We start from the raw sequence: 17,077 nt of genomic DNA, 5'->3' as shown, positions 1-17,077 counted from the left end.
TTTAAATAAATGTCTCTATATTTATCTTTTTCGGATAGAGACAACTTTTAATTAAATCTAAAGTTGTTCTTCTAACGTATATAAAATTATAATAATAGGTAAATATGAGAATAAAAACACAATTCAAAAGCATATCTTTCATAAAGATAGTTATCTTGTTGTTGTTTTTCAATAAGTCCTATTCTCAATTTGTAATACAATCTGATTCTTTAGCTGATAGAATTTCCCTTCATAAATATGCCTCTGTTGCAAATGTAGGTCAAAGAAATTTAGATATTCAGTATGTAATGTCTAATTACAACTCGTTAAAACCTGAGCCGTTAGTTACTGAGAACGATGATTTAGGGTTTACTCAAAGTCATTATTGGGCTAAAACAGAGATTCAAAATGCAACTGACTCAGACCGCCATTATTATTTTGAAACCGCCCGACCAATAACTGATGTAGTTGAGTTATTTATTATTGATGAAGCTACAGGGGAAATTAAAAAACAAATAAGTGGGGATAGTATTCCTTATGCTGAACGTTCCTTTGAAAATCGTAAATCAATTTTTAAAATTATAATTGAGCCACATACAAAACTTAAATTGTTTTTACATTTAAAAAGCGATGGTGAAGTTATAAAGATTCCCATGATTCTATATTCAGCAACGGGATTCATTGATGAGGTTTCTTTTGAGCAATACCTTTTTGGCTTCTTTTACGGACTACTAACAATAGCAGCAATCATTTATTTCTTTTTCTATTTCGCTTTACGCGAAAAAACATTCTTGTACTACAGTTTGTATGTTGTTTTTGTAGGACTACTTCAATTTGCCTTAGATGGATTTTTCTTTAAATACATAACGCCTTTTGCAGGATGGTTTTCAAATCATGCCGTGTTGTTTTTAGCTATTATAGCTGCGTTTTTATCAGGTAAATACAGTGAGGTATTCTTGAAAATTAAAGAACATAGCAAGGGCTTCTACAGCGTTTTCAAGGCTAGTTATATTTTGCTTACTATACTTCTACTAAGTGTTATATTTATTCCAGCTGTATTCCCTTATGGCTATATTGTTGTAAATGTGCTAGGATTGTCATTTTTGATTTTAATTGTAATCTCTATCTGTTATCTCTATTATAAAAAGAAACCAGTAGATTCCTTCTTTGTTATTGGTATCTTTTTTTTAATATTGGGTTTTACAGTATTTATTTTGAACAATTTCGGAATTGTAGCTAATAATTTTATCACTCAAAATAGTTCCAAATTTGGTACTGGACTGGAGGTTATTTTTCTATCGCTTTCGATGTCTAATTTAATTAGGAATTTAAAGAACGAAAAAAATGAACTTAATAGAATAGCCTTAGTTCGCTCAGAAGAAATGAATGATTTAAAGTCGTACTTTTTGTCTAATATTAGTCACGAACTGCGTACTCCGTTAAACGCTATATTAAACTTGATTGATTCCATTTCAAGTGATGTCGAAGACGATAAAATAAAAAGGAATTGCCAAGTGATAAAATATTCCTCTACTAGTTTACTGAGTTCTGTCAATGATATTCTAGATTTTTCAAAGATTGAAAAGAAAGAGATTAAAATTGAGAAATTTAAATTTAGTCCTTTGGCAGTTTTGAGAAGTCTTAAAAATAATGCGGAAATTAGAGCTAAGGATAAAGATTTAGAATTTGTTTTTGCTCAACCTGATACTGTTCCCAATTTTTTTATGGGAGATGAAGTGCGATTGATACAAATTGTAAACAACGTGCTGAATAATGCAATCAAATTTACATCTGAAGGTTATGTGATGTTTAAGTTTGACATTGAAATGCTTTCTGATAAAAAAGCACGATTGCTCATCACTATTGTAGATTCAGGAGTGGGAATTTCTCAGGAAAAGAAAGACAGTATCTTTGATTCTTTTTCGCAAAATAATATTGATAATAAAAGAAAGTTTGGTGGCCTTGGACTGGGGCTTTATATTGTAAAAACATTGGTAGATATGCAGGATGGAACTGTGGTTATAGATAGTAAATTAGGAAAAGGAACTACTTGTAAATTAAGTATTGATTATGAGGTTGTTGCCGAAGATAAGAAAATGCAGCTGCCAGTAGAGCCTGAAGTCTATGATTTAGAAGGAAAAACCATTCTTGTAGTTGAAGATAATTCTATTAATCAAATGGTGATTAAAATGATCACTAAGAAATGGTTGAATACTACAGTAATTTATGCTAATAATGGGCAAGAAGGCTTAGATGCTTTTAAAGATAATACTATTGATATTGTTTTAATGGACTTGCAAATGCCTGTTATGGATGGTTACGAAGCAACCATAGCGATACGAAATGGTGAGGCGGGTGAGAAAAATAAAACGATCCCTATTGTAGCTGTAACGGCAGATGTAATGGAAGGTACAAAACTACGCGTTTCAGAAATAGGGATGAATCATTACTTATCAAAACCTATAAAAAAGGATTTGTTGTATCAGGTAATCAAAGAATTGGTTTAACTATAGCGCAAACGCACATACACATGTTTAATTCCTTTTTTGTCTGAATCTCTTTCATCAATGTCTAATATATCTGTTAGAGATTTTAACATCGGAGTCAGTTTTGGAAAGCCATAATTTCTGGGGTCAAATTCTGGTTTTTTCTTGACAATTAGGTTTCCTACATCACCTAGAAAAGCCCATCCACTATCATCAGCTATGTCATCAATAGAGTCTTCGATAAGATCAATTGTAGGTTCGTCGATTTTATTAAGTGGTTTTCTAATGTTTTTCTCAATAGCTTTTTCAGGATTTTTTTCCACTACTTTCTTTGTTCCCGTATTAGAAACTCTCTTAGGTGCATTTTTCTTTATGGCACCGTCTAAAACTTCTATAAATACAAAACGGTCACAAGCGCTAATAAATGGTTTTGGGGTTTTTTGCTCTCCAATACCAATGACTTTCATCCCTGATTCACGAAGACGTATCGCTAAACGTGTAAAATCACTATCACTAGAAACGATACAAAAACCATCTAGCTTTCCTGAATACAATAAATCCATAGCATCTATTATTAATGCAGAATCAGAAGAATTTTTACCAGTTGTATAACTATATTGTTGGATGGGAGTAATGGCATGTTCTAGCAAAACCGCTTTCCAACCATTAGCATTAGGTCTTGTCCAATCAGCATAAATACGTTTTGTAGTGGGAGTTCCATACTTTGTAATTTCCTCCATCATTCCTTTGACATTGCTATATGGGACGTTATCAGCATCAATTAAGACGGCTAATTTTAGTTCTTTAGTGTTTTGTGACATATTATTCTTGCATTGCGTGATTTTTCAAAGATACAAAGTTTATTGATAAGATGCGTTTTAGCCCTGATAGTAACGGCATCCTTTTACTTTTTTCTTATAAAAGTAAAAGATAGAGTGAATAGCAGGAATAGCTACAAAAAAATAAATTTACTTTCAAGACTTTTATAAAATATAAATAATTATTTTTGCAACTTCTTAAAATTAAAATTATTACTTAAATATATTATGGTAAAGGATTTATTCGAAAGAATTCAAAACAATAAGGGACCATTAGGAAAATGGGCTTCACAAGCAGAGGGATATTTTGTTTTCCCAAAACTAGAAGGTGAATTAGGACCTAGAATGCAGTTTGGTGGTAAAAATATTTTGAACTGGAGCTTGAACGACTATTTAGGTTTAGCAAATCACCCTGAGGTGAGACAAGCGGATACTGATGCAGCAATTCAATTTGGTGCAGCTTATCCTATGGGAGCGAGAATGATGAGTGGTCATACTAAATACCATGAACAATTAGAAGAAGAATTAGCTGCTTTTGTAATGAAAGAATCAGCTTACCTATTAAATTTTGGTTACCAAGGAATGGTGTCTATTATTGATGCCTTGGTTACTAAAAACGACATTATTGTATATGATGTAGATTCACATGCCTGTATTATTGATGGGGTTCGTTTGCATATGGGAAAACGTTTTACTTATAAGCACAATGACTTAGAAAGTATGGAGAAAAACCTGCAACGTGCTACAAAAATGGCTACTGAAACCGGAGGCGGTATTTTATTTATAACCGAAGGTGTTTTTGGGATGCGTGGACAACAAGGTAAATTGAAAGAGATTGTTGCTATGAAGCAAAAATACAATTTCCGTTTACTTGTAGATGATGCACACGGTTTTGGTACACTTGGTAAAACAGGAGCTGGAGCAGGTGAGGAGCAAGGAGTTCAAGATGAAATCGATGTTTACTTTTCTACATTTGCTAAATCAATGGCAAATATTGGTGCTTTTGTAGCTGCTGATAAAGAAATTATCGATTATTTAAAATACAATTTACGTTCGCAAATGTTTGCTAAAGCATTGCCAATGATTCAAACTATAGGTTCATTGAAACGTTTAGAGTTATTGCGTAACCACCCAGAATTGAAAGATAAACTTTGGGAAAATGTAAATGCTTTGCAAGCTGGATTGCGTTCAAGAAACTTTAATATTGGTGATACAAACACTTGTATTACTCCCGTTTATCTTGAAGGAAGTGTGCCAGAAGCAATGGTTATGGTAAATGATTTAAGAGAAAACTACGGCGTATTCCTTTCAATTGTGATCTATCCCGTGATTCCAAAAGGAATAATCTTATTAAGAATGATCCCTACAGCTTCGCATACACTATCTGATATTGATGAAACACTTTTAGCTTTTGAAGCAATACGTGAAAAATTAGTAAATGGTACGTATAAAGAAATTGCAGCTAGAACTACAGTTGATTTAGATGCTTAATCTGATAATATTATAATTTCTCCATGTGGGAATTACATAACAAAATCCATTCATTCTATGAATGGATTTTTTTTTGTTATAGTTAAATTTACATTTATAATAACCATAAAAAGAAACTACTATGAGAAATGTATATTTATTTTCAACCATACTATTGTTAGCGATATCTACCTCTTGCATGAACAATAAAAAAGAGGCTGTAAGCGCTCCACAAGTACAAGTAGAAGCTCCACTAGAAACTACGTCAAAAGAATGTTATCAAGCGGTAATTGAGAAAGATACTATCACGCTAACTGTCGCGATTAATGATGTAAACCAATTTGAAGGTGAGTTAGATTATTCCTACTATCAAAAGGATAAAAGCTTTGGAACGCTGTTAGGTAATGTAAAAGGCGATACGATATTTGCTGATTATACTTTTCAATCTGAGGGAAAAACATCTGTAAGGGAATTGGTTTTTCTTAAAAAAGATTCTAATACTATTGTTGAAGGACATGGTGAAGTTTTAGAAGCTAACGGAAAAATGATGATCAAAGATAAAAGCAAAATCAAATTTGACAGTAATGTAGTCTACAATAAGATTGATTGTAAGGAGTAATTTTAATACTTATTAGACAAAATAAAAATATCCATTAGCGTATGCTAATGGATATTTTTATTGGTATTAAATTGTGTACAATATTAACCGATATTTAGAGTAATTTTTTAAAAGTTTTTCTTCTGCAGTGAACTACGGGATTAAAATGTTTCCATAAATTATGCACTGCCACGTTATCTGCTAACTCTGGAGTTCTGTAGCAGTTTACAATTCCTTTTTCTTTGAAAGTCTCGTAATATTCATTAAATATGACAGCGGTAACGGCCTTGTTTTGAAAGTCAGGATGAACACCGATCAAGTAAAAAATCATATCTTTACTTTGTTTTTTAGCTTTAAGTAAATGTATGAATCCAAAAGGGAATAGTTTTCCTTTAGCTTTTTGTAATGCTTTTGAAAACGAGGGCATAACGATGCTAAATGCAACGATATTATGGTCTTTATCTTCTACAAATTTTATGTATTCGGGGTTTATTAAACCAATGTACTTTTTCTTAAAATACTCTTTTTGAACATCAGTAACGGCAACAAACGATGAAAGGTTGGCGTATGACTCATTAAATAAATCAAACATTTTATCGACGTGAGGCATAACCTCTTTTGTTGTTTTGAAATTTAAAGGACTTAATTGGTATCTTCTTTTGACTAATTCATTGGCTTTTTTGAAGAATTCTGGTTTTACATTTTCAAAAGGAAATTTACTCTCTATATATTCTTTTTCAGTAACGTATCCCAACTGTTCAAAATGTGTTGCGTAATAGGGATGATTGTACCAGGTTATCATAGTCCCTAGTTGGTCAAAACCTTCCGTAAGCACACCTACTTTATCTAAATTAGAAAATCCCATAGGGCCTTCAATATGTTCTAAGTTGTGTTTTTGCCCTAATTCATAGACTTTCTCTAGTAAAGCTTTAGTTACTTCAATATCATTTATGACATCAAACCATCCAAAACGTACTTTCTTTTTTTGCATGTCATTAACTTCATTCCAGTTGATAATAGCTGCAATACGGCCTGCAATTTTATTGTCTTTATAAGCAATGTAAAAGTAAGCTTCAGCATTTTCAAATGCAGGATTTTTAGTTTTATCAAAAGATTCTAATTCATCAGCAATAATTGGCGGAACCCAGAATTCATTGTCTTTATATAATGAAAAAGGGAATTTTATGTATTCGGTTAATTCACTTTTAGTAATAGCTTCTTTTATTGTAATCATGGTATTTTTTTAAGATTTCTTATCGATTGCTTCTTTACGTTTTTTGTTTTTCTTCTCTGCTTTACGAACTGATTTTGGTTTCTTTCCTCCTCCATTATCAAGATCCATAACCACATCCTGATGATTTGCGTCGTAGCGCCAAGAAAATCCAATTCCTCCATAAAGAATAGAAGGCGTGTCTTTTAGACTAGTGCTTATAGAAGCATCTATTTGCATATCAGTATTCAGAAGGTAAGCTGCGCCACCTCTAACGATGGCATCACTGTAAAAATCACTTTTATACCCCTGATTTTCTATAAAACCTGACCATTTATCATTGAATCCTTTGGTTAATGTCAGCACGTAGCCATAACTAGGGTAATCAGTTGCAATATAGTCACCAATGATGTTAGTTACAAAAACCCAGCTTCCGTCGCCTAAATGATTTTGAGTGATCAACATCACTTTTGGAGAAATGCTTGCATCTGGAGAAAAGGAATAAGGATTGTTTTTCATTGTAAAATTTGCACCTGCAAAAACAGAAACTGCAGGAATAAATTGGCGCCATTTAAAGCGACGATTCGCTTTCCAGCTATACACATTAATCTTTTCTTTATAATTCTTGAAAGGATCGTAAATAAGATATTTAGCTCCTAAGTTAGTTTGTTTCAATGCCGATCTATTTGTGTCAAGGTAATTAGAAGTAAATTTCTCGTTTTGGTATTGTATGTCGGCAATGATTTCAAGTCTTTCAAACAATAATCCCCATCTTAATGTAGCATCCAATCCAAATCCATTAGCATCATAATTTAGTAAGCTATGGTTTTGCTTTATACCATAAATACCAACTTCGCCTTGAATAACATTTTTACCTACGGCATAAGCCGACATGGTTTCTCCAGGTCTATTTGAATTGATTTGATCAGTATGTTGTCCATAGTGAATACTTGGGATTGTAAGTAGGACGATTAAAAATAGTTGGTTCAGTCTTGACATATTTTCAGCTTTTAAAAGTGATAACGCTTTTCAAATGTACTATATTTTATCATTTATTTAAGAATGATAGTTTAGTTTTGTCCTGAAGTTTCGGCTAGGATTTATTATTTTTGTAAAAAAAATACTGATTATGCAAGCTGCTTCTTTTACAGGTTTTATAAAAACACTTTTTTACATACTCGCTTTTTACTATATTTTTAAGTTTTTGGCTAAACTATTTTTACCGCTTTTAGTAAAGAAAGTGGTCCAAAAAGCAGGCGATAATTTCCAACAGCAACAACAGCGTTCACAAGGGGCTTCATGGAACACTACGCAGTCTAAGGATGAAATAATTTACAACACGGAAAACGTCAAAAATCCACGGGAAACCAAAAAAGTTGGGGATTATGTGGATTACGAAGAAATAGACTAAATTTGCTGTTGTTTACACATTCATATTCTTTAAAAAGCTCTTAAATTGAAAATTATAAATAAGTTATATCCGCACGCGCTTGCTATTTTAGGTTTTGTAGTCGTTTCATTAATTTACTTTTATCCTGTCTTGCAGGGAAAACAAATTTTCCAATCAGATATTGTGCAATATACTGGTATGGCAAAGGAGCAAAATGATTTTAGGGCTTCAGAACATATAGAGCCTTATTGGACGAATAGTGCTTTTGGAGGAATGCCTACTTATCAGTTAGGAGCTAAATATCCACATGATTATATTGGTGCAATAGATGATGCGTTACGTTTTTTACCCCGTCCCGCAGATTATTTATTTTTATACTTTTTAGGGTTTTATGGTCTATTATTAGTGCTTAAAATTGATCCTTTAAAGGCATTTTTTGGGGCTTTAGCTTTTGGTTTTTCTACTTATCTTATTATCATATTAGGAGTTGGGCACAATGCCAAAGCGCATGCAATAGCCTATATGCCACTTGTTATTGCCGGAGTCATACTAGTGTTTCAACGTCGTTATATCGTCGGTGGATTGTTGACCATGTTTGCAGCAGCACTGGAAATTAATGCGAATCACTTTCAGATGACGTATTATTTACTGCTTTTTCTTTTAATTTTAGCGGCTTACTACATTTATATAGATGTCAAAAACAAAGCATACCAACCACTTTTAAAATCTTTTGGTTTTCTAGCTATTGCTGGTATTTTAGCGGTAGGAGCGAATGCTACTAATTTAATGGCTACAGCAGAATATGCTGGTTTTAGTATTCGATCAAAAAGCGAATTAACTTACAACCCTGATGGTTCAGCAAATACGACAAGTAGTGCAATGACCAAGGATTACATTACAGAATACAGCTACGGAGTATTGGAAAGTTTCAATTTGATTGCGCCAAGGATTTTTGGTGGATCAAATAATGAAAACGTAGGTAAGGATAGCGATATGTATGAGCTAATGATTGGGAACGGTGTTCCTGATGCTCAGGCTACTGATTTTGTTTCGGGCATGCCAACATATTGGGGAGACCAACCTATCGTTGCTGCGCCTGCGTACATTGGGGTAATCGTTTTCTTCCTTGGAATTTTAGCATTATTCGTTGATAACCGTAAATTAAAATATGTTTTTCTTTCTGGAGCAGTAGCTTCTTTGCTGTTGTCTTGGGGTAAAAACTTTCCTGTTTTAACCGATTTCTTTATCGACTATATCCCGATGTATGATAAGTTTAGAGCGGTATCCTCTATTCAAGTTATCCTAGAATTATGTTTTCCAGTTCTTGCAATAATGGGACTTCAATCCTTTTTTAAATTAGAAAGAGACCAACAAATTAAACCGTTGTGGCAAGCTGCAGCAATTAGTTTGGGAATTATTGTACTATTATTTTTAAGTAAAGGCCTGTTTAGCTTTGCTGGAGCGAACGACAGCTATTATTTAGAAAGTTATGGTCCACAATTTGTAGATGCATTAGTAAGTGACAGAAAAAGTTTATTTAATGCTGATTTATTGCGTTCTGGTTTTTTTGTTATTGTAACAGCAGGAGTATTGTGGTTGTATATTAAAAATAAATTAGCACATACTACAGCAATTGTGTTAGTGGGTTTATTCATGGTTTCTGATTTATTCTTTGTAGATAAAAAATACGTTTCAAAAAAAGATTTTGTATCAAGTCGCCAAGTACAAGTTCCTTTTCAAGAAACACCTACAGATAGTGAAATTTTAAAAGATCCAGGAATCTTTAGAGTATTTGAGGTACAAGATTTAATGGGTGCAAGGTCCTCTTACTTCCATAAGTCAATTGGAGGATATAGTGCTGTTCGTCCTAGAAGAGTACAACAATTATTTGACTATCAATTAGCCAAAAATAATCTTGAAGTCCTTAATATGTTAAATGTTAAGTATGTGATTCAAAAAGATAAAGAGGGTAAAGATTTCCCTGCTATCAACCCTGATGCAAATGGGAATGCATGGTTTGTAAGAGATGTGAAATTGGTTAACAAAGCCAATGACGAAATGAAATTATTGAATAAGTTTGATACTAAACGTGCTGCTATTTTCAATATTCATTTATACGGTGATAAGTTCCATAATGCTCGATTAAAACGCAATCTAGATGACAGCGGAACTATCGCATTAGAAGTTTACAAACCAAATTACTTAAAATACACTTCGAAAAATCAAAATGAGGGCTTGGCTGTTTTTTCTGAAATCTATTATGAGAAGGGTTGGAATGCTTACGTAGATGGTGTGAAAACTTCTCATTTTCCGGTAGATTATGTTCTTAGAGCCATGATGGTTCCTGCTGGCGAACATACAATCGAATTTAAATTTGAACCAGAGGTTGTAAAAACAGGAAGTACGATTACATTAATTAGTGCAGCGATTATGTTGGTACTTCTAGTAGGTGGTATCTATCTTAAAAGAAAAGGGAAAGAAATATAGCCGTAAAATGAACTTTCAATAATTGTTTTTATATAGGCATTGCTTTAGCACAAATTAAACCCATCTTCTATTGGAACCTAAAAAAAAGAAAATTCTAATAATTACTTATTATTGGCCGCCAGCGGGTGGGCCTGGAGTGCAGCGTTGGTTAAAATTTGTCAAATATCTACCAGATTTTGGTGTTCAGCCGGTAGTTTATATTCCTGAGAATCCTACTTATCCCATTCTAGATAAAGATTTAGTTAACGAAGTATCAGATCAGGCGATTATTTTAAAACATAAAATTTTTGAGCCTTATCAATTGGCGTCATTTTTATCGAAAAACAAGACGAAGAAGATAAGTTCAGGGATTATTCCAAATCAGAAAAAGCAGTCAACTTTAGATAAGATTTTTTTATGGATTAGAGGGAATTTATTTATTCCTGATGCCCGTGTTTTCTGGGTAAAACCATCAGTGAAGTATTTGGAAAAATACATAGTTGAACATAATATAGGTACAATTATTACATCTGGTCCACCGCACAGTCTGCATTTAATTGCATTGCAATTAAAAAAAAGTACGAATGTGAAATGGTTTGCTGATTTTCGTGATCCCTGGACAACTATAGGATATCACAAGGCGTTACGACTCTCGAATTATGCAGCAAAAAAGCATAAGCAATTAGAAAAGGAAGTGATGAATGCTGCGGATAGTCTTATAGTAACGAGTAAGACTACAAAGACTGAATTTCAAGAGATTACAACAAAACCAATTGCTGTGATTACTAATGGTTTTGATGTGGAGACTGTAGCGAGTCAAGTTGTAGATTCTAAATTTTCTTTGGCACACATAGGGTCATTTCTATCAGAGCGAAATCCTATTATCTTGTGGGAAGTTTTAGTCGAACTGATCACAGAAATCCCTGCATTTAAAACGCATTTAGAGATAAAACTAATTGGTGCAGTAAGTCAAGAGGTTTTGGGAACGATAAAACAATTTGCTTTGAACCCTTATCTGAATAATTTGGGTTATGTTTCTCATAGTGAGGCGATCGCGCATCAAAAAAAATCGCAAGTGCTATTATTGATTGAAATTGATTCAGTGGATACTAAAAGCATTATTCCAGGCAAGTTATTTGAATACATGGTTTCTAACCGACCGATCGTCGCTATAGGTCCTAAAGATTCTGATTTTGCCGAAATTATTACCCAAACTAATACGGGTGTGTTTTTTGAATATTCTGAAAAAGAAAGGCTAAAAAGTGTACTTTTGGACTTTTATAGGCAGTTTTTAGAAGGTAAACTGCAATCTCATGGAATTGGTTTACAGCAATATTCAAGAAAAAATTTGACTAAGGAATTAGTAACACTGCTTAATAAATAATATAAAGAGATTGGTTCAAGTCTCGCAAGTATAGAGAATGGGAATAGTATTAAATCAGTCTTTAAAAAACACTGTAATTACGTATATTGGTTTTGGTGTAGGAGCTATAAATACGCTTTATTTGTATCCTATTTTTCTGGGAGCTACCTATTATGCGGTTACAAATTATATCTTGTCAGCGGCAAATGTGATTATGCCTCTTTTTGCTATTGGTATGCAAAATACTTTAGTAAAGTTTTACTCTCAGTATAAAACTGAGGAAGAAAGGGAGCGTTTTTTATCATTTACTGTCTTGTTTCCTTTACTATTATGTATCCCATTAGCATTTCTAGGTTTGTTTTTCTTCGACGATTTAGTGCTTTTTGTTTCGAAGAAAAATCCTGTTGTCAAAACCTTTATATGGCTGATACCTTTTACTGGATTATGCATGGCATACTTTGAGGTTTTCTATGCTTGGGCCAGAGTTCATATGCATTCGGTTTTTGGAAATTTTATTAAGGAAGTTGGTCTTAGATTGTTTTCGTTGTTTGCTTTAATTGCAGTGTATTTTAAATGGATGACTGTTGTTGATTTTGTTTATGTAACCGCAGGAATTTATTTTTTGGCTCTACTAGTTACTATGTTTTATGCTTTTAAAATAAAGAAACCAAAATTTCAATTTACTATTCCGCCTAATGTAAAAGCAATTTTAGAATATACCTTTTACATTATCCTTTCTGGTAGTGTTGCTAATTTGCTTTTAGATGGCGACAAACTAATGTTGAATCAATATATGGTCATTGAAAATATAGCCTATTATTCTGTAGCAACCTATATCGCATTAGTAATTTCTGTACCAAGTCGTGCCATGCACCAGATTGTTTATCCTATAACTGCAAAATTAATGCATGAAGATAAGCATGATGAGTTGAATGATTTATATAAAAAAACCTCTATTAATTTACAAGTAGTGGGAGGTTTTGTGATGCTTTGTATTTTTGTAAATATCAACCAACTTTATGAATTAGTTCCAAAGGAATATAGTGGCGGTATTTTGGTTGTTTTTATGATTGGATTGTCTAAATATTTTGACTTGATTTTAGGGAACAATAACGCCATCATATTCAATTCTAAATATTATAGGATGGTTTTGTTTTTGGGTTTATTACTTGTATTTCTAACCATTGCTTTAAATATATTTTTTATTCCGCGATATGGAATACTAGGCTCTGCTTTTGCGACTTTATTATCTATTACTCTATATAGTTTAGCCAAATTACTTTTTGTGGTTAAAAGGATGCATTTATACCCTTTTACTAATCAAACTATTTCTTCTTTAGGACTGACTGGATTGCTTTTTGTACTGTTTTATTTTTGGGAGTTTCCTGTACATCCAATTGTAGGGATAGCCTTAAAATCAGTACTCGTGACTGTTTTGTATGTTTACCTCAATTATAAGTTTAAAATTTCCAAGGAAATTAATGGGGTTCTAGATTCCTTAATCAAAAGAATCAAAAAATAATTCAAATTCCATCACTTCTTCTGGACAATATAAGAATAGTTGTTCTTCTGTAAATAGTAGTAATCTTAACAGCGCATAAAATAGTATTTTTGACGCAACCTATTTCTAATGGCTGTAATCATGGTTAATACTTGCTGTACAATGGCACTACTTAAAATCTTATAACACAATATGAATATGTTGTAATACATATAGATGATTTAAAAAATACATTTGTGTGAGTAAATTACTGGGATGAAGTAATTAAATAGCAAAGTTTTTCAAATATCACTAAAAGTGGGTATTGTGAGACGTCAATTAAGCGCTTAATTTTGTTATTTCATTATTGTTCTAGTAAATAACAATGTTGAAATTAAATCATACAATTATTATGAAAAACCAAGCATTAATTAAGGATGAGAATACCATTAAATTCTCAAACATTCTAAGGGAAAAAATTAATAAAGGGTTTGTTGTAGAAGAGAGAAATGATAAATTGCCTTTTGCTGTGCTATCTAAAAAAGGAATGAAAGTAAATCACAATATCCATTTTCTTTTTTCTTGCGTTACATTGGGGTTGTGGTCAATACCTTGGATGTACCAAAGCTTTATTTCCTCTCGCGAAAAAAGAATATTAATTGCCATTGATGAAGATGGAAATGCATTTGAAGATAAATGCTACAATTAATAAAAACTTTTTTAGCAAAAAAATAGCCTAGTATGGATACTAGGCTATTTTTTTTTATCTTAAAGTTTTGTGATTTATAACTTATCTTTTAAATAATGGGCAGTGATTGATTTTTTATTTTTTACAATATCTTCGGGAGTTCCTACTGCTAGTAATTTCCCTCCATTTTCTCCACCCTCTGGTCCTAAATCAATAATCCAGTCGGCACATTTAATCAAATCCAAGTTGTGCTCTATTACTAAAATCGAATGTCCTTTCTCAATTAAAGCATCAAATGAAGCCAGTAATTTTTTAATATCATGAAAGTGTAAGCCTGTTGTAGGTTCATCAAAGACAAATAATGCTTTGTCTTTTGTAGCCCCTTTTACTAAAAACGAAGCTAATTTTATCCTTTGTGCTTCACCACCAGATAATGTTGAAGAAGATTGACCTAACTGCACATAACCTAAACCTACATCTTGTAATGGTTTTAATTTTTGAGTAATTTTAGCCTGCTTGTTTTTATCAAAAAAAGCAAGTGCATCATCAATAGTCATCGTTAGAATGTCATGAATGTTTTTACCCTCAAATGTTACTTCTAAGATCTCTTTCTTGAAGCGTTTACCATTGCATGTTTCGCATGGAAGTTGTACATCAGCCATGAAAACCATTTCTACATTAATGGTTCCTTCCCCTTTACAAGTTTCACAGCGTCCGCCATCCACATTAAATGAAAAATGTTTAGGTAAATACCCTCTTACTTTAGATAACTTCTCCTTAGCAAACAATTCTCTTATGTCATCATAAGCTTTAATATAAGTTACTGGGTTAGAGCGCGAACTCCTTCCTATAGGGTTTTGATCTACATACTCTATATGCTTAATTTGGGAAAAAGATCCTGTTATTTCGCTAAATTGGCCTGCTTTTTCTCCAGCATTATCGAGCTTTTTCTGCATCGCTGGAAATAATATTTTCTTTACCAGAGTACTTTTACCACTTCCTGAAACTCCCGTTATTACTGTTAGAACATCTAAGGGGAAAACAACATCAACGTTTTGTAAATTGTTTTCTCTAGCACCTTTAATTTCTACAAAGTTCTTGAAAGGTCTTCTTTTCTTAGGTACAGCAATTTCTAAATCGCCATTTAAATATTTAGCGGTAAGCGAGGTAGATTGTAATATCTCATCATAGGTTCCTTGAGCTACTAATTCCCCTCCATACGAACCTGCTTCTGGACCTATGTCAATGATCATATCTGCAGCCTTCATGATGTCTTCATCGTGTTCCACTACGATTACCGTATTTCCTAATTCACGAAGAGACAACAATACTTTGATCAATCGTTCTGTATCCTTTGGGTGTAAACCAATACTTGGTTCGTCTAGTATGTACATCGAACCCACCAGGCTGCTTCCTAATGAGGTTGCAAGATTAATACGTTGTGATTCTCCTCCAGATAAGGTAGAGGAATTTCTATTTAGTGTCAAATAATCTAATCCTACTTCGGTTAGAAAAGAGAGTCTGTTGTTAATTTCAATAAGTAAACGTTTTGCAATTTGCTTTTCGTAAACGTCTAGTTCTAAGTTTTTAAAGAATTCGACTAAATGTCTTATTGGTAAATCGACTAACTCTAAAACTGTCTTTGAATTAATCTTAACATAAGAGGCTTCAATACGCAAGCGTTTCCCTTTACATGCATAGCATTTAGTTTTCCCTCTATAGCGAGAGAGCATTACGCGGTTTTGAATTTTATAATTCTTCTCTTCAAGTTCTTTAAAAAAATCATTCAATCCTTGAAAAGAACTATTTCCTGTCCAAATCAACTCTTTTTGTTCAGTCGTTAATTCAAAGTAAGGTTTATGAATAGGGAAATCAAATTTATAGGCTTTATTGACCAATTGATCGCGATACCAACTCATACTTTCACCACGCCATGGAAAAATAGCATTTTCAAATACAGAGAGTGTAGTATTTGGGACCACTAATTCGGCATCAATACCTATGATATTACCGTAACCTTCACATACAGGACAAGCTCCGTAGGGATTATTAAAGCTAAATAAATGGACATTAGGTTCAAGGAAAGTTATACCGTCTAGTTCAAAATTATTGGAATAAGAAAGTCTTTTATTGCTTTTTAATTCTTGTAAATAACAAATTCCTTTCCCTTCAAAAAAAGCTGTTTGTACTGCGTCAGCAAGTCTATTGTAAAATTCCTCTTCCTCTTTGACTACAATTCGGTCAATGATAAGTAAGATTTCTTTTTTACCTAAACCAGTTGGTAAATCATCCAATCGTACCATTTCATTATCAACTAAAATTCTTGCAAAGCCTTGTTGCAAAAGTACTTTTAGTTTGTCTTCTAATTTCCGACCTTTTTCTAAATGAATAGGAGCAAGCAGTAACCACTTACTATCAATTTCTAAGTTTTTAACATCAGCTACTACATCCGTCACGGTATTTTTCTTTACTTCTTGACCAGAAATAGGAGAGAAGGTTCTACCAATACGAGCATAGAGTAATTTAATATAATCGTATATTTCTGTCGATGTTCCTACCGTTGACCGCGCATTAGTGGTATTAACTTTTTGCTCAATAGCAATTGCGGGAGCGATACCTTTGATATATTCTACCTTTGGTTTATCTAGTCGACCAAGAAATTGCCGTGCATAGGAAGATAAACTTTCTACATAACGGCGCTGCCCTTCTGCATAAAGCGTATCAAAAGCTAAACTGGATTTTCCAGAACCCGAAAGTCCGGTAATTACCACTAATTTATTTCTTGGAATGGCGACATCTACACTTTTTAGATTGTGTACTTCCGCGCCTTTTATAATTATATTTTTCTTTGGATCTAATTTAGAAAAGTCAACTTGCATAAAAACTTTGTATTTCTACAAAAGTAATCAATTTTGAACAGAGAGTAGTAATTCAACAAGTCACAAATTTAAGTTATAAACAGGCTATTGTTTCAATCTAGAACAGACTATTATTTGTAAATTAATGATTTAAAATCATATAACTGATGCCGTTTTTATGTAAAACTTCTACTGCATTAAGCTGTAATTGTATTTAAATGTTAAAATTTCTTAATATCAGTTGCTTCTTAAAAAAAATATTCACTAAATT

The 17,077-nt window shown here is 32.7% G+C and carries 12 protein-coding genes; 8 read left to right on the top strand and 4 right to left on the bottom strand.

What is annotated here, in order from left to right:
• Window positions 1-104: 104 nt before the first annotated feature.
• Entirely contained in the window at window positions 105-2,486 is a 2,382-nt protein-coding gene (locus tag ACEN2K_RS05190; RefSeq protein WP_441758261.1) for a 7TM diverse intracellular signaling domain-containing protein, read from the top strand.
• Here ACEN2K_RS05190 and ACEN2K_RS05185 read toward each other — a convergent pair.
• Window positions 2,483-3,286: an NYN domain-containing protein gene (locus ACEN2K_RS05185; RefSeq protein WP_441758260.1), complete on the bottom strand. Its 804-nt coding sequence runs from the start codon at window positions 3,284-3,286 to the stop codon at window positions 2,483-2,485. The genes ACEN2K_RS05190 and ACEN2K_RS05185 overlap by 4 nt on opposite strands.
• 225 nt (window positions 3,287-3,511) lie before the next feature.
• Here ACEN2K_RS05185 and ACEN2K_RS05180 point away from each other — a divergent pair, with 225 nt between their 5' ends.
• A complete protein-coding gene (locus tag ACEN2K_RS05180) occupies window positions 3,512-4,774 on the top strand; it encodes an aminotransferase class I/II-fold pyridoxal phosphate-dependent enzyme (RefSeq protein ID WP_441758259.1) in 1,263 nt (420 codons plus the stop codon).
• A gap of 121 nt (window positions 4,775-4,895) precedes the next feature.
• Complete coding sequence (locus tag ACEN2K_RS05175) at window positions 4,896-5,372, top strand: hypothetical protein (protein WP_441758258.1); 477 nt, start codon at window positions 4,896-4,898, stop codon at window positions 5,370-5,372.
• A gap of 94 nt (window positions 5,373-5,466) precedes the next feature.
• On the opposite strand, the gene ACEN2K_RS05170 is transcribed toward ACEN2K_RS05175, so the two are convergent.
• Both ACEN2K_RS05170 and ACEN2K_RS05165 read right to left on the bottom strand, forming a co-directional pair.
• Entirely contained in the window at window positions 5,467-6,585 is a 1,119-nt protein-coding gene (locus ACEN2K_RS05170; RefSeq protein ID WP_441758257.1) for a GTP cyclohydrolase, read from the bottom strand.
• Window positions 6,586-6,594: 9 nt separating this feature from the next.
• A complete protein-coding gene (locus tag ACEN2K_RS05165) occupies window positions 6,595-7,560 on the bottom strand; it encodes a transporter (protein ID WP_441758256.1) in 966 nt (321 codons plus the stop codon).
• 130 nt (window positions 7,561-7,690) lie between these two features.
• On the opposite strand from ACEN2K_RS05165, the gene ACEN2K_RS05160 reads away from it, so the two are divergent.
• The 5 genes from ACEN2K_RS05160 (at window position 7,691) to ACEN2K_RS05140 (ending at window position 13,969) form a co-directional block, all read left to right on the top strand.
• The gene (locus ACEN2K_RS05160; RefSeq protein WP_441758255.1) at window positions 7,691-7,972 is read left to right on the top strand and encodes a DUF4834 family protein; all 282 of its coding nucleotides are present in this window, start codon (window positions 7,691-7,693) and stop codon (window positions 7,970-7,972) included.
• A gap of 45 nt (window positions 7,973-8,017) precedes the next feature.
• Complete coding sequence (locus ACEN2K_RS05155) at window positions 8,018-10,438, top strand: YfhO family protein (RefSeq protein ID WP_441758254.1); 2,421 nt, start codon at window positions 8,018-8,020, stop codon at window positions 10,436-10,438.
• Window positions 10,439-10,508: 70 nt separating this feature from the next.
• Complete coding sequence (locus ACEN2K_RS05150; protein ID WP_441758253.1) at window positions 10,509-11,801, top strand: glycosyltransferase family 4 protein; 1,293 nt, start codon at window positions 10,509-10,511, stop codon at window positions 11,799-11,801.
• Window positions 11,802-11,838: 37 nt separating this feature from the next.
• Window positions 11,839-13,302, top strand: a complete 1,464-nt coding sequence (locus ACEN2K_RS05145) for an oligosaccharide flippase family protein (protein WP_441758252.1) — start codon at window positions 11,839-11,841, stop codon at window positions 13,300-13,302.
• Window positions 13,303-13,672: 370 nt separating this feature from the next.
• On the top strand, window positions 13,673-13,969 hold the full coding sequence (locus tag ACEN2K_RS05140) for a hypothetical protein (protein WP_441758251.1): 297 nt from the start codon (window positions 13,673-13,675) through the stop codon (window positions 13,967-13,969).
• A gap of 74 nt (window positions 13,970-14,043) precedes the next feature.
• Here the strand turns inward: ACEN2K_RS05140 and uvrA are convergent, their stop codons facing one another.
• Window positions 14,044-16,827, bottom strand: a complete 2,784-nt coding sequence (uvrA, locus tag ACEN2K_RS05135) for an excinuclease ABC subunit UvrA (protein WP_441758250.1) — start codon at window positions 16,825-16,827, stop codon at window positions 14,044-14,046.
• Window positions 16,828-17,077 lie beyond the last annotated feature (250 nt).

It is taken from the genome of Flavobacterium sp. W21_SRS_FM3 (assembly GCF_052113625.1).
Lineage (GTDB): Bacteria > Bacteroidota > Bacteroidia > Flavobacteriales > Flavobacteriaceae > Flavobacterium.
The sequence above is the reverse complement of the archived record's forward strand: the minus strand, read 5'-3'. Positions and strand labels throughout refer to the sequence as shown.

Excerpts from the sequence above, each read along its gene's own strand:
- ACEN2K_RS05190 (WP_441758261.1), top strand. The coding sequence starts at position 105 with ATGAGAATAAAAACACAATTCAAAAGCATATCTTTCATAAAGATAGTT.
- ACEN2K_RS05185 (WP_441758260.1), bottom strand. The coding sequence starts at position 3,286 with ATGTCACAAAACACTAAAGAACTAAAATTAGCCGTCTTAATTGATGCT.
- ACEN2K_RS05180 (WP_441758259.1), top strand. The coding sequence starts at position 3,512 with ATGGTAAAGGATTTATTCGAAAGAATTCAAAACAATAAGGGACCATTA.
- ACEN2K_RS05175 (WP_441758258.1), top strand. The coding sequence starts at position 4,896 with ATGAGAAATGTATATTTATTTTCAACCATACTATTGTTAGCGATATCT.
- ACEN2K_RS05170 (WP_441758257.1), bottom strand. The coding sequence starts at position 6,585 with ATGATTACAATAAAAGAAGCTATTACTAAAAGTGAATTAACCGAATAC.
- ACEN2K_RS05165 (WP_441758256.1), bottom strand. The coding sequence starts at position 7,560 with ATGTCAAGACTGAACCAACTATTTTTAATCGTCCTACTTACAATCCCA.
- ACEN2K_RS05160 (WP_441758255.1), top strand. The coding sequence starts at position 7,691 with ATGCAAGCTGCTTCTTTTACAGGTTTTATAAAAACACTTTTTTACATA.
- ACEN2K_RS05145 (WP_441758252.1), top strand. The coding sequence starts at position 11,839 with ATGGGAATAGTATTAAATCAGTCTTTAAAAAACACTGTAATTACGTAT.
- ACEN2K_RS05140 (WP_441758251.1), top strand. The coding sequence starts at position 13,673 with ATGAAAAACCAAGCATTAATTAAGGATGAGAATACCATTAAATTCTCA.
- uvrA (WP_441758250.1), bottom strand. The coding sequence starts at position 16,827 with ATGCAAGTTGACTTTTCTAAATTAGATCCAAAGAAAAATATAATTATA.